This window comes from Streptomyces sp. NBC_00989 (assembly GCF_045162655.1).
GTDB lineage: Bacteria > Actinomycetota > Actinomycetes > Streptomycetales > Streptomycetaceae > Streptomyces.
This window is the reverse complement of record NZ_CP108728.1, coordinates 957,702-970,494: the sequence shown is the minus strand read 5'-3', so window position 1 is coordinate 970,494 and position 12,793 is coordinate 957,702. Positions and strand designations below refer to the sequence as shown.

14 protein-coding genes are annotated in these 12,793 nt (G+C 70.7%); 5 read left to right on the top strand and 9 right to left on the bottom strand.

From position 1 onward, the window contains the following. Positions 1-43 precede the first annotated feature (43 nt). Positions 44-1,018: an MASE1 domain-containing protein gene (locus OG714_RS04350; protein ID WP_406118636.1), complete on the top strand. Its 975-nt coding sequence runs from the start codon at positions 44-46 to the stop codon at positions 1,016-1,018. A 34-nt stretch (positions 1,019-1,052) separates the two neighbouring features. Here OG714_RS04350 and OG714_RS04345 read toward each other — a convergent pair whose 3' ends face one another. Beyond that, the gene (locus tag OG714_RS04345) at positions 1,053-2,189 is read right to left on the bottom strand and encodes a PP2C family protein-serine/threonine phosphatase (RefSeq protein ID WP_406118635.1); all 1,137 of its coding nucleotides are present in this window, start codon (positions 2,187-2,189) and stop codon (positions 1,053-1,055) included. 165 nt (positions 2,190-2,354) lie between these two features. Here OG714_RS04345 and OG714_RS04340 point away from each other — a divergent pair, with 165 nt between their 5' ends. Continuing rightward, complete coding sequence (locus OG714_RS04340) at positions 2,355-3,104, top strand: hypothetical protein (protein WP_406118634.1); 750 nt, start codon at positions 2,355-2,357, stop codon at positions 3,102-3,104. Here OG714_RS04340 and OG714_RS04335 read toward each other — a convergent pair. The 6 genes from OG714_RS04335 to OG714_RS04310 all read right to left on the bottom strand — a co-directional run bounded on the left by OG714_RS04335 (position 3,070) and on the right by OG714_RS04310 (position 9,427). Then, the gene (locus tag OG714_RS04335; protein WP_406118633.1) at positions 3,070-3,603 is read right to left on the bottom strand and encodes a TerD family protein; all 534 of its coding nucleotides are present in this window, start codon (positions 3,601-3,603) and stop codon (positions 3,070-3,072) included. The two genes, OG714_RS04340 and OG714_RS04335, sit on opposite strands and share 35 nt — an antisense overlap. Positions 3,604-3,711: 108 nt before the next feature. Next, entirely contained in the window at positions 3,712-4,806 is a 1,095-nt protein-coding gene (locus OG714_RS04330) for a M20 family metallopeptidase (RefSeq protein WP_406131715.1), read from the bottom strand. A gap of 122 nt (positions 4,807-4,928) precedes the next feature. Next, positions 4,929-6,374 (bottom strand): argininosuccinate synthase, encoded by a 1,446-nt coding sequence (gene argG, locus OG714_RS04325; protein ID WP_019056089.1) that lies wholly within the window; start codon positions 6,372-6,374, stop codon positions 4,929-4,931. A gap of 113 nt (positions 6,375-6,487) precedes the next feature. Next, positions 6,488-7,489: an ABC transporter substrate-binding protein gene (locus OG714_RS04320; RefSeq protein ID WP_406118631.1), complete on the bottom strand. Its 1,002-nt coding sequence runs from the start codon at positions 7,487-7,489 to the stop codon at positions 6,488-6,490. 64 nt (positions 7,490-7,553) lie between these two features. After that, positions 7,554-8,615, bottom strand: coding sequence for an ABC transporter permease (locus OG714_RS04315; protein ID WP_406118630.1), 1,062 nt, complete (start codon positions 8,613-8,615; stop codon positions 7,554-7,556). Then, positions 8,612-9,427, bottom strand: a complete 816-nt coding sequence (locus OG714_RS04310; protein WP_406118629.1) for an ATP-binding cassette domain-containing protein — start codon at positions 9,425-9,427, stop codon at positions 8,612-8,614. The genes OG714_RS04315 and OG714_RS04310 overlap by 4 nt, the downstream gene beginning before the upstream one ends. A gap of 165 nt (positions 9,428-9,592) precedes the next feature. Between OG714_RS04310 and OG714_RS04305 the strand changes: the two genes are divergently transcribed. Then, positions 9,593-10,594, top strand: a complete 1,002-nt coding sequence (locus OG714_RS04305) for a LacI family DNA-binding transcriptional regulator (protein ID WP_406118628.1) — start codon at positions 9,593-9,595, stop codon at positions 10,592-10,594. Positions 10,595-10,634: 40 nt separating this feature from the next. Here OG714_RS04305 and OG714_RS04300 read toward each other — a convergent pair whose 3' ends face one another. Then, complete coding sequence (locus tag OG714_RS04300) at positions 10,635-10,850, bottom strand: DUF4177 domain-containing protein (RefSeq protein ID WP_019056094.1); 216 nt, start codon at positions 10,848-10,850, stop codon at positions 10,635-10,637. Positions 10,851-11,125: 275 nt separating this feature from the next. On the opposite strand from OG714_RS04300, the gene OG714_RS04295 reads away from it, so the two are divergent. Beyond that, positions 11,126-11,788, top strand: a complete 663-nt coding sequence (locus tag OG714_RS04295) for a DUF6629 family protein (protein ID WP_406118625.1) — start codon at positions 11,126-11,128, stop codon at positions 11,786-11,788. Here the strand turns inward: OG714_RS04295 and OG714_RS04290 are convergent. Then, positions 11,757-12,341 (bottom strand): hypothetical protein, encoded by a 585-nt coding sequence (locus tag OG714_RS04290; RefSeq protein ID WP_406118624.1) that lies wholly within the window; start codon positions 12,339-12,341, stop codon positions 11,757-11,759. The genes OG714_RS04295 and OG714_RS04290 overlap by 32 nt on opposite strands. A 164-nt stretch (positions 12,342-12,505) precedes the next feature. On the opposite strand from OG714_RS04290, the gene OG714_RS04285 reads away from it, so the two are divergent. Beyond that, complete coding sequence (locus tag OG714_RS04285) at positions 12,506-12,772, top strand: DUF6959 family protein (protein WP_406118622.1); 267 nt, start codon at positions 12,506-12,508, stop codon at positions 12,770-12,772. Positions 12,773-12,793: the final 21 nt, after the last annotated feature.

Below are 12,793 nucleotides of genomic sequence, written 5' to 3'. Positions count from 1 at the left end.
CCCAGTGCCGCTCGCCTCGCCGACAGGGCCAGGTCAGTGTCTGATGGCTGCTGTGGTGGGTTTCGTGGATCTGCGGCGACCGGCCGGGTACGCCCTCCTGACGCTGGCCGTCGCCGGCAGCTACTTCGCGGCGGGACGGCTCGGCCTGCTGCGGGAGCTCGTCGTCGACGGCGCCGTGTTCACACCCGTCTGGCCGCCCACCGGCGTCGCGGTTGCCTGTCTGCTGATCTTCGGACTGCGGGTGCTGCCCGGCATCGCCCTCGGCGTACTCCTCGTGATCATGTCGCTCACCTCGCTCCAGCCGACCGCGCTGGTCGTACTGCTCGGCAACACCATGGCCCCCGCCTGCGCCTACCTCATGCTGCGCCGGGTGGGCTTCCGCACCGACCTGAGCCGGCTGCGGGACGGCCTCGCGCTGGTGTTCCTGGGCGCCCTGACCGCCATGCTGATCAGCGCCACCTGCGGGGTCGGACTGCTCGTCCTCACCGACAAGCTGGCCGCGCACTCCTTCTGGCCGGTCTGGCTGGGCTGGTGGGTGGGCGACGCGATGGGCGTGCTGATCGTGACCCCGCTCCTGCTCATGCTGCGGACCGTGCGCCTGCCCCTGGACCTGCACCGGTGGAAGGAGGCCCTGCTGCTCGCGGCCACCGTCGGCGTGATCGTCCCCCTCGTCACCCACAACCACATCAGCCTGCTCTTCCTGATCTATCCGCTGCTGATCTGGGCGGCGCTGCGGTTCCGCTTCGCCGGCAGCATGCTGTGCGCCCTGTTCGCCTCCGTCATGGCCACCGTCGCGGCGACCCGGGAGACGGGTCCGTTCGCCGACCTGACCCATGTCGAGGTCATGGTGAAGCTGCAGGCCTTCAACGGCACGATGGCCCTCACCGCCTTGCTGCTGTCCTCGGTCATCACCGAGCAGCGCAACACCAGACTCTCGGTCGAGAAGGCCTGCCAGGAACTGGCCGAGGTCCTCGAACACCTCACCGCGGGCGATCCCCGCCAGGGCGGCCGCCAGTGACCGGTGTCCGCACCGTCGGGCGAGGCCCGTGCGGTCAGGAGAGGCCCGCGTCGCCCCTCCGGCGCAGCACCAGCAGCGCCGTGTCGTCACGGGGCATGCCGCCCGTGTGCCGGCGCAGATCGCCGTAGACAGTGGCCGGCACGTCCTTCGGGAGGACATCGCCCCAGGCCGCCGCCCGCTCCTCCAGCGGATAGAACGCGCCGGACGGATCGCGCGCCTCGGTGACCCCGTCCGTGCAGAGCAGAAGGGTGCCGTCCGAGGGGAAGTCGAACCATTCGACGGTACGAGGCTCAGGGGCCAGCGCGTCGAGGCCCAGCGGCACGCAGGGCTCCTGCCGGAGCACCGGCTCGGCCCGCTCCTTGTGCAGCAGCAGCGGCGCCACATGACCGCAGTTGATCGCCTGGACCTCCTCCTCACCGTCGATGCCCAGCACGAGCGCCGTCACGAACCGCTCCCGCTCACCGGTCTGCGCCGCGAAGGAGTTGTGCCGTAGCACCGCCTCCTCCAGGGCGTCGACCACGGCGGTGAGCGTGGGCTCGGCCACGGCCGCCTCGCGGAAGGCGCTCAGCACGGCGAACGCGGCGCTGATCGCCTGCAGGCCCTTGCCCTGGACGTCGGCGATGAAGACACGGCTGCCGTACGGCGAGGAGACGACCTCGTAGACGTCGCCGCCCACCCGGCTGTCCTCCTCCACCGGCCGGTAGAGGCCGTGGACCAGGAGCTGGTCGGTCATCAGGGGGAACGGGCGCAGGATCTGGCGTTGCAGGGCGGCCGCCGCCGAACGCAGCCGCGCGATCTCGCCCTCCCAGCGGATCCGCTGCGCCGCCCGCGCCACGCTGAGGCCGTTGAACACCAGGGTGAAGGCGATGACGGCCGCGTCGGCGCCCGCCGTGCGCAGCGGGGTGTCGAAGAGGGACCCGGCTATGACGATCGTCACCCACACGGAGGCGACGGTGGTCTGCCGTACCGTCCCGCGCCCGGCGATCAGCGCCGGCAACACCACCAGAAAGGGGGCCGGCCGGGTGTCCCGGCCCAGGGCGATACCGGTCAACGCCACCAGTGCCGTACCGCTGACGAGCCAGAACACCACCACGGCCCAGCGGAGCGGAGGCGTCGATCTGTGTCCGGCGTCGGCCACGGTCGAACCGGCCGGATCTCTCGAGGCGCGCACCGGCCCTCCCGCTTCCTTCAGTCGTCGAACAACCGTCGGTAAAGCTTCCCACTCTTCAATATCAGCCCCACCCGTACCGTCCGCGAGCTGCGACAACGGCTCCGGCCCACCCGGGACGCACAGGACGCGCACAGGGGGCTAGATTCCGATCCGTATGTTCGGCCGATGGTGGGGAGTTGGGGACCGTTGTTCATCTGGCGCACACTGCGGGGTGAATGGCAGGGCATTGTCGTCGATCCGGTACGACAGCTGCTGCGGCGAGGGCTGATGGGGGTGTCCCTGGCGTTCGTCGCCGCTTTCGGCGTCATCTTCTTCCACGCGCTCGCCCAGAGCCCGACCGGAGCCGAGATCGTGCGGGACATCGGCGGCGTCCAGGGCGACCTGCCCTTGGGGCTCGCGCTGCTGCGTACCCCCATATCGCTGTACGTCCCCGCCCTCGACCTGCCCGTCTGGGCCGGCATCACCCAGCTGTTCCTCGCCTTCGCCCTGGCCGAGCTGGCCCTGGGCCGCGCCCGCACGCTGGTCGTCGCCTACGCGACCACGCTGGCCGGCACCCTCACGGTGCGCGTGATGCTCCTGATCGGGCCCGGCTGCGGCGGCCTCGGGCTGCGGCCCGAGATCGGGCACGTTCTCGACACCGGGCCGTCCGCGGCGGTCGTAGGACTGTTCACGTATCTCGCCGTCGTGCGGCGCGCGCCCGTCGTGTTCGTCCTCACCGGCGGATCGATGGTGTGGGAGTCGATCGTGAAACCCAACCTGGCCGGGCGTGAGCACCTGGTCGCGGTGGCCACCGCCGTCGTCCTGGGCCTGGTCCACGAACTGCGCCACAAGCGGCCGACCGTCACTGCGCTGCTCCCGCAGTTCTCGGCGGAGCAGCCGGTCAGGGCCGAGACGCGCTGCCCATCTCCGCGGTGAAGCCCGCCGGTTCGCTGTCGAACCCGCGCACCATCGGGCGGAACTCCCATGCTCCGGAGGCGTCCTTGGTGAACTCGGCGACCGTCGCCGCGGTGGAGCCGGCCACCTCCGCGAAGTCGTCCGACAGCAGCTCCTTGTAGCCCTCCACGACCAGTGCCCTGGCGTGCGACAGGTCAGCGAACGTCCTGGTCCCGCCGTTCTGGTGGATCGCCACCCCCACGACCACGCGTGCGAAGGACGTGGCGAGGCGGTCGAGTTCGAGGACCATCACCTCCATGTAGCCGTACCCCTGGCCGCTCTCGCTGTGCCGGCTCATGTTGATCGTGCCGTCCGGCGAGCGGCTCTCGGAGTTGACGACGTACACCGGGCGTCCGTGCGGGGCCTCGGCCGCGTAGGTCGCCGCGACGATGTCCAGATGGCGCGGCTGCTGCCCCCAGGGACTCGGATCCCAACGGAGCCGGACTTCGACCTTCCCCGCCACTTTGCTGACACTGCTCACTGAATGCCGCTCCCGTATCAGGCCATCACGGGACGATCCCCCGCATGGTCAAGTATGGCTCTTCGGCGGCCTGTTGATGCCGATCGAGCGGACCTGACATGTCCTGGGTCAAGCGTTCCGGATCGCGTCCACCAGCCCGGCGACGAGGTTCGCCCGCTCGGCCATCGACGCGACGAGCAGATACTCGTGGTCGGCGTGCGCCCCGCCCCCGACCGCGCCCAGCCCGTCGAGCGTCGGCACCCCCAGCGCGGCCGTGAAGTTCCCGTCGCTCCCGCCGCCGACCGCCCGGCCCTCGAGCCCGGGCAGCAACCGCCGCGCCACCGCGAACAGTTCGGCCGCCGCGGACTCGGGCATCGGCGGCCGACCGACACTTCCTTCTACGGTGATCACGGCCTCGTCGAGATGAGGAGCGAGGGCGGCGAACGCGGCCTCGATCCGTATCTTCTCGTCGGCCGACTCGACCCGGACGTCCACGACGACGGTCGCCCGCGCGGGCACCACGTTGTCCAGCGTTCCCGCGGACGCGACGGTCGGCGTGACCGTCGTGCCGACCTCCGGCCTCGCGAGCGCCGCGATGTCCAGCACCTGGTGGGCCGCCTCGACCAGCGCGTTGACCCCGGCGGCGGGCTCCAGTCCCGCGTGCGAGGCCCGGCCCGCGACGGAGACCTCGAAGGTGCCGCACCCCTTACGGCCGGTCTTCACGCCCCCGCCGTCGGCCGCACCCTCGACCACGAGCACGGCACCGCAGGCGAGGGCACGCTCTTCGATCAGCGCCCGGGAGGAGCGGGAGCCGACCTCTTCGTCGGCGGTCACCAGGATCTCGACCCCGGACCGGTCGTCCAGCGCCGCCAGCCCGTGGACCGCCTGCACCAGACCGCCGAGCATGTCGAAGACGCCGGGGCCGGTCGCCCGGCCGTCCTCGACCCGGAACGGGCGGCGCGCGAGGGTGCCGAGCGGGAACACCGTGTCGTGGTGACCGAGGATCAGCACGCGGGGTGTGCCACCGCCGGACCAGTGGACGTGCGGCCCGCCCTCGCCCTCGACGAGCACCGCCTTCCCGCCGAGCTGCGTCTCGATGACAGCCGCGACGGTCCCGGCCGACTCCCGCAGGGCATCCAGGTCACGGGAGGGGGACTCGACCTCGACGAGGGTCCGGAGATCTTCGATCATCGCGTCGACGCTCACGTCGACGGCCTTGGGCATGGTCACGGGGGAAGGGTACGTGGGCTCCGTTCACCCCCTCCGGCAGTCCCGACCGACGAAAGGCCGGCCCGACGCCCAACGCGTCGAACCGGCCCAACGGCGATGCTGCTAACCGGGGTTGATCAGTCGGTGCCGGACTCCATCGCCGCGCGGTCGAGCAGCGCGTCGTCCTCGGAGACCTCGCCGCGGGAGGCGATGGCCTCGGCGCCGCCCTCCGGCATGCTGCCGATGAGGCCGGTCGCGGCGGCCTGCGCGGCGCCGATCGCCGTGTTGCCGGTGCCGATCAGGCCGAGGCCGGCGTACTGCTCCAGCTTGGCGCGGGAGTCGGCGATGTCGAGGTTGCGCATGGTGAGCTGGCCGATGCGGTCGACCGGGCCGAAGGCCGAGTCCTCGGTGCGCTCCATGGACAGCTTGTCCGGGTGGTAGCTGAACGCGGGGCCCGCGGTGTCGAGCAGCGAGTAGTCCTCGCCGCGCCGCAGCCGCAGGGTGACCTCGCCGGTGATCGCCGAGCCGACCCAGCGCTGGAGCGACTCGCGGACCATCAGGGCCTGCGGGTCCAGCCAGCGGCCCTCGTACATCAGGCGGCCCAGGCGCCGGCCCTCGTTGTGGTACTGGGCGACGGTGTCCTCGTTGTGGATCGCGTTCACGAGGCGCTCGTAGGCCGCGTGCAGCAGGGCCATGCCGGGGGCCTCGTAGATGCCGCGGCTCTTGGCCTCGATGATCCGGTTCTCGATCTGGTCGGACATGCCCAGGCCGTGCCGGCCGCCGATGGCGTTGGCCTCCATCACCAGGTCGACGGGGGAGGAGAACTCCTTGCCGTTGATCGTCACCGGGCGGCCCTGGTCGAAGCCGATCGTCACGTCCTCGGTGACGATCTCGACCGACGGGTCCCAGAACCGCACGCCCATGATCGGCTCGACGGTCTCGACGCCCGTGTCCAGGTGCTCCAGGGTCTTGGCCTCGTGCGTGGCGCCCCAGATGTTGGCGTCGGTGGAGTACGCCTTCTCCGTGCTGTCGCGGTAGGGCAGCTCGTGCGCGAGCAGCCACTCAGACATCTCCTTGCGGCCGCCGAGCTCGGTCACGAAGTCCGCGTCCAGCCAGGGCTTGTAGATCCGCAGGTGCGGGTTGGCGAGCAGGCCGTAGCGGTAGAACCGCTCGATGTCGTTGCCCTTGAAGGTCGAGCCGTCGCCCCAGATCTGGACGTCGTCCTCGAGCATCGCCCGGACCAGCAGCGTGCCGGTGACGGCGCGGCCCAGCGGAGTGGTGTTGAAATAGGCGCGCCCGCCGGAGCGGATGTGGAACGCCCCGCAGGTCAGCGCCGCCAGGCCCTCCTCGACCAGCGCCGCACGGCAGTCGACCAGACGCGCGATCTCGGCGCCGTAGGCCTGCGCGCGGCCGGGCACCGAGGCGATGTCGGGCTCGTCGTACTGGCCGATGTCGGCGGTGTAGGTGCAGGGGACGGCACCCTTGTCGCGCATCCAGGCGACCGCGACGGAGGTGTCGAGTCCGCCCGAGAAGGCGATGCCGACGCGCTCGCCGGTGGGGAGGGAGGTGAGGACCTTAGACATGGGAAGATTATGCACCCTCGCGCATGGTCATGCAAAGTCCCCTTTCTGATACGCCACTGCCGGGCACCCGTGACGCAGGAGGGCACCCGGCAGCGGTGACAGGGGGACTGTGCTCAACACCCCGCCTTGTAGAAGTACTTGCTGATCTCGGGCTGGTTCATGTTCGCCTTGGTGATGGCGACCATGTTGGTGCCGATCGACTTCTGGACCGTCTTGCCCTCGAAGGCGGCGGCGAGCTGGTCGACGGCCTCCTTGCCGATCGCCGCCGGGTCCTGCGCCACCAGGATCTGGAGGGTGCCCGCCTTGAGCGAGGCGACCTCGTCCGGTTCGGCGTCGAACGCGGCGACCTTCACCGTGCCCTGCTTGCCGGCCTGCTTGAGACCGGTGGCGATGCCCGTGCCGGTGTTGGTGTTGCCCGCGAAGACACCGCCCAGGTCGGGATGGGCCGCCAGCGTCGACTGGATCTGGGAGGCCGCGGTGGCCGGCAGGTCGTTGTCGTAGAGGGTCGGCAGCAGTTTGATGTTCGGGTACTTCGCCATCTCCTCGGTGAAGCCCTTGATGCGGGCGTCGGTGGTGGAGACACCGGGCTTGACGCTGATGACGATCGCCGAGCCCTTCTCGTTCATCAGCTTGGCGAGCGCGTCGGCCGCCACCCGGCCGCCCTTCTCGTTGTCGGACGAGATCCGGGTGATGCCGATCGAGGAGTCGGTGACCGTGGTGTCGACCAGCGCGACCTTGGTTCCGGCCGACTGGATCTGCTTGAGCGACGGGGTCAGCGCGCTGACGTCGACCGGCGAGATCAGCAGCCCGTCCGGCCGGGACGCCGCCACCGAGTCGAGGAGCGGGCGCTGCACCGACACGTCCCACTGCGCGGAACCGTCCGCGGAGAAGTCCATGCCCTTGGCCTTGGCCTCGGTCTGCGCCGCGCAGGTCATCGTGATGTAGAAGGGGTCGCTCTTCACGCCGGTGATCAGCCGGACCTTCTTGCCGGAAGCCCCTCCCTTCGACCCCGAACTGCCGCTGTCGCTCGACGAGCCGCAGGCGGCGGCGCCGGTCAGGGCCAGCACGGTGCCCGCGGCGACCAGTATTTTGCGCGTGATGCGGATGTTCGACATGAGGGTGTCCTCCTGGGTCATACGAGGGTCGGGGCGAACGTCGGGGCGGGAGTGGTGCCGGGAGTCATGCGCGCTCCCGGGTCTTCCTGCGCATCTGGTCGATGTAGACGGCGGCGACCAGGACGACACCGACGGCGACGTCCTGCCAGTACTGCTGAACGCCGATGACGATCAGTCCGGTGGTGAGCACCGCGGGGATGAACACGCCGATCACGGTGCCCAGCACCGAACCCCGCCCGCCGAACAGGCTGGTGCCGCCCAGGACCACCGCGGTGATCACCTTCAGGTTGTCGGTGGAGTGCCCGGCGATGGACGTCGTGCCGTACGAGGCCAGCCACATCACCGCGCCCAGCCCGGCCAACAGCCCCATCAGGCCGTAGACCTTGATCAGATGGCGGCCCACCGGGATGCCCGCGCGGCGTACGGCGGTCGGGTTGGAGCCGATCGCCAGGGTGTGGCTGCCGAACTTCGTGGCGCCGAGCACCGCGCCGAACACGGCGGTGACCACCGCGGCGAGGATCACCATCCAGGGGATGCCGAGCAACTTGCCGAAGCCCAGGCTGTTCTGCAGGTGCGCGGCGGACGCGCCGGCCGGGTCCTGGCCGCCGGTGGCGAGTTCGGCGATACCGAGCGCCGCGCCCAGGCCGCCCAGGGTCACGATCAGCGGGGGCACCTTCCCGGTCGCCACCACCGCTCCCTGCAACGCGCCCCAACCCGTGCCCACGGCAAGGGCGATGACGACACAGACCACGACCGTGAACCAGCCGGCGGTGGGGCCGCCGTGGTGGAGGTTGTACTCGCCTGCGGACACCGCGGCCAGGACCAGCACCGAGCCGATCGACAGGTCGATGCCCGCGGTGATGATCACGAACGTCATACCGACGCCGAGCACCAGGTAGATGGACGCGTTCACCGCGATCTGCGTGATGTCGTACGTGGTGAAGAACTTGCCCGGCGCCGCGATGGTGAAGAACGCGACCAGCGCGACGAGGATGACGAACGTCCACAACTCGCTGATGCCGGCGGCCCGTCGGAGCCACGGGGGTATCGCGAGACGCCCGCCGTCCGCCGTCGGCGGATCCTGTGCCGGGGCGGCCGGCTTGATGTCCTGGCTGTTGGCGCTCATCGCCCGTCCTCCGCTTCCGTCGCGCCGACCGCGCCGTGGTTCTCGTGTGTGGGCTCGTCCAGCGATCCGGTCATGGCGCCGACGAGTTTCTCGATCGTGGCGTCGGCCGCGGTGAACGAGGCCACCCGGCGCCCCAGCCGCAGCACTTCGACCCGGTCGGCGACCGACAGCACCTCGGGCATGTTGTGGCTGATGAGGACGACGCAGATGCCCCGGTCGGCGACCCTGCGGACGGTCTCCAGGACCCGGGCGCGCTGCACGACGCCCAGGGCGGCCGTCGGCTCGTCCATGAAGATGACCTTGTTGGCGAAGGCGACCGCGCGCGCTACGGCCACGGACTGGCGCTGCCCTCCTGACAACGTTGTCACAGGAGCCGTCACATCTTTCAGTTCCACGCCCAGTTCACCGAACGCCGCGATCGCCTCCCGGCGCATGGTGGGCCGGTCGAGCACGCCCAGGCGGCCGAGCAGGCCTCCGCGCACAAGTTCCCTGCCGAGATAGAGATTTGCCGCCGCGTCCAGGTCGGGCGCCAGCGAAAGATCCTGGTAGACGGTCTCGACTCCGTGCTGTTGCGCGTCCATCGGTCCGCTGAACCGGACCGGCACCCCGTCCAGGCGCACCTCGCCGTCGTCCGGGGCGAGCACGCCGGAAAGTACGTTCACCAACGTCGACTTGCCGGCGCCGTTGTCACCGATCAGTGCGACGACCTCGCCGGCATGCGCCGTGAAGTCGGCGCCCGAGAGCGCCTGGACATGGCCGAAACGCTTGACCACGCCATGTGCCGCGAGGAGGGGTTCTCTTGCAGAGGCCATGCTGTGCCTTCTGGTTGGTATCGTTAACAGTTCGTCGATTCTGGGAGGCCCGTGGGTGGGCGTCAAGGGTCGTGAACGAACGGGGAATCGGGCGGCCGTCATCGCCCGTCAGTCCGGTCGCGCTGGATGATCTCTGGAGGACGCGGCGTGGCCAGTCGTCCCAGGATGAAAGACGTAGCCGCGGAAGCGGGCGTGAGCGTGATGACGGTGTCCCGGGTGGTCAACGGCGAGGCGGGCGTGGCACCACTCACCGCCGCCAGGGTGGAGGCCGCAGTCCGCAAGCTGGGCTATCAACGCGACGACGTGGCACGGCAGTTGCGCCGTACGGACCGCCTGAGCCAGACCATCGGACTGATGGTGGACAACGTTGCCGACCCCTTCATGGCCGCCGTCGCCTCGGCCACCGAGGACATCGCGCACCGGCGCGGCAACATGGTCCTGATCGGCTCCAGCCGCGCCGACCCACACCGCGAACGCGAGGTCGTCGCGGCCTTCACCGCGCGCCGCGTCGACGGCCTGATCCTCACCCCGGTCGCGGGCGACCACCGCTTCCTGCGCTCGGTGCAGGCGCGGGGCACGAAGATCGTGTGCGTGGACCGGGCGGCACCCGGACTGGACGTGGACACCGTGGTGGTGGACAACTTCGGCGCGGTACGACAGGCCGTACGGCATCTGATCGCGCACGGCCACCGCCGTATCTGCTACCTCGGGGACAAGCCGGAGATCTGGACCTTCGGCGAACGCCACCGCGGTTATCTGGCGGCCCTGGACGCGGCGGGCATCGACGCCGATCCGGCGCTCGTGCGGCACGGGTTGAGGTCCGGCGCGGACGCCGCCCGGGCCGTCACCGCGATCCTCTCCGCACCGGAGCCGCCCACCGCCGTACTCGCGGGCAACGAAGTCCTCGCGTTCGGCGTGCGGGCCGTGCTGCCCGCCACCGTCGCGTTCATCGCCTTCGACGACTTCGCGCTGGCCGCGCAGTTGACGCCGCCGGTCACGGTCATCGCGCAGGACCCGGTCGCGCTCGCGACGAGCGCCGCGCATCTGCTGTTCGCCCGCATCCACGGGGACACGTCACCACCGCGCAGGGTGGTCATGCCGACCGAGCTGATCCCGCGCGGGTCGGGGGAGATCCCGGGCCCCGGCACGCCGACTCCTCGGCGCTGACGAATCCCGGCCGCCCCCGTCCCGCGTACGGCATCGGTGGTTACGCGCGAGGCCGCTCGAAGGTGAGGAGCAGGCCCTCGACGGCGCCGGGGCCTATGCGGCCCTTGACGTCGGCGGCGGTGATGGCCTTCAGGCCCCAGCCGTCCTCCGCGTGCTTGTTGAGGACCTTCTCCAGCTTGTCGCTGTCCAGGGCGTCGCCGATCAGCGACTCCCGGAAGCTGACGACCTTGTACTCGAACGTGTAGGCGTTGCTCATGGCTGCGGTGTCCTCCTGTGCGTGCGCACGGTGTGCGGTGGGCGGGGTCAGCCAATCACGGGCGGACGTTCCCCCGCAGGCCGGGGGTGGTTTCGTGGCACGGACGTCAACTGGGCCCGGGAGACGGTGTGTTGTCCGGGCCGGGCGTCGGAGGCGGGTTCCCGGGTATGTCATGACGGCTCTTCGCGGCCGTCGTGTCACCCCGGACGCGGCGGGGCGGAGACGTAGCGTGGCCGGTGACCGAGGTGGACGCGGACGGATCCCGTGGAGGTGCCATGTGCTGGAGTGCGAGGGCCGACCTCGTGGCGGGCGCGACGGTCGCCGCCGTAGGAGTGGCCTGTGTGGTCCGGGCGCGCCGGCGGACCGATCTCCCGATGGCGGCACTGCCGTTGCTGCTGGGGGCTCATCAGATCGTGGAGTCGGCGGTGTGGGCCGCCGACGGGGGCAGCGGGCCCGCCACCCTCGCCTGGGCCGTCATCGCCATGCCCCTGCTCGCGGTGTGGGTCCCGGTGGGCGTGTGGTGCGCCGCGCCCCGGCGGGCCCGGCCCCGGATCGGCGTGCTGGTCGCGGTCGGCGCGGCCACCGCGGCGGCACTCGCCCACGCCCTCGCCGCACACCCCGTGACGGCCGAGATCCGCGGCCACACCCTCGGCTACGTCGTGGATCTTCCCTACGCCCAACTGGTCATCGCCGGCTACCTCGTGGCGACGATCGGCTCGCTGCTGCTGTCCGGTGAGCGCGGGCTGGTGGTGCTGGGTGTTCTCGTCACGGCCGGCGCGCTGGTCTGCTGGACGCTGTGGGAGCTGGAGTTCGTCTCGACGTGGTGCGCGGTCGCCGCGGTGTCCTCGGTGGTCCTGTTCCTGTGGGTGAACGGCCGTGACGCCGAGCCGGGGAGGCGGCCGTACGTCAGTGCGGGGCGCGGCGGGTCCACAGGCTGAGGTCGCTGCTCGTGGCGACGGCGAGGGTCTCCCCGGAGGGCGAGAAGCCGACGGCACGCAGCTCCGAGTAGTCGGCGTCGCAGACGTGCCACCAGGTCTCTCCGGCCTGTCCCTTGTGGATCCCGTGGCCCGTCGAGAGGACGACCCGCTCGTGCGGCCACTCGGGGCTGACGACGTCCACGGTCCAGCCGCCGGGCGCACCGCTGTGCAGACCGCCGCCGAAGAGACCGGCGATCCGCACCGGGACGCCCGCGATCGGACCGAGGCCGGGGCAGAGGAGATCCGGGTGGCAGTCGGGCGTGCCGGTCTCGGGATCGGGGTCCCGGTCGCGGGCGATCTTCTCGCCGGTGAACGCGTCGAACAGGCCGTGACCGTCGTTCGAGACCACCATCACGAGATCGTGTCCGGTGCCTGGATGGGTGGCGAAACCGATGCCGAGCAGACCGCCGATGGGGGTCGTGTTGTCGAGCACGGGCCGCCAGGGTTCGGGGGCGGGCATGACGGGGGCGGCGAGGCAGCGGTCGCGCAACTTCTGCTGGTACTCGGTGAGCAAGGGGGTGTCTCCTCGGTGCGGTCGGCGACGAGGATCTCTCAGGGGGAGTGCGGGAGTCGAGCCGAATTCGACGGGGCGATTCGCGGATGTCGTCGAGCGGTGACCAACGTCCTTCGCGCGCAACGTCGTTGATACCGACCGGTGATGTCGGGTTGGATGGCCCCATGGAGCGCATAGACGCAGAGCTGTTCACCGACGGCGGGAACGACGCCGTGGTCCGTCTGCCCGGCCGCCGGTTGCCCGGTGTGCTCATCCAGGGCGACTCGCTGCACATCCTCCGCGGCGATGTGGCCGAGGTCGTGGAGGCCTGCGAGCGGGGCGACCTGGCCGAGGCGGGGGAGGCGGCGGGGCTTCTGCTGGCGGGGTTCGACGCGCTCCTGAGCCGCTATTCCGTGGCGTTGGAGAAGCACCGGATTCAGTCGCCCTACTGACGGGGGTGCCCTCCAGGTGCG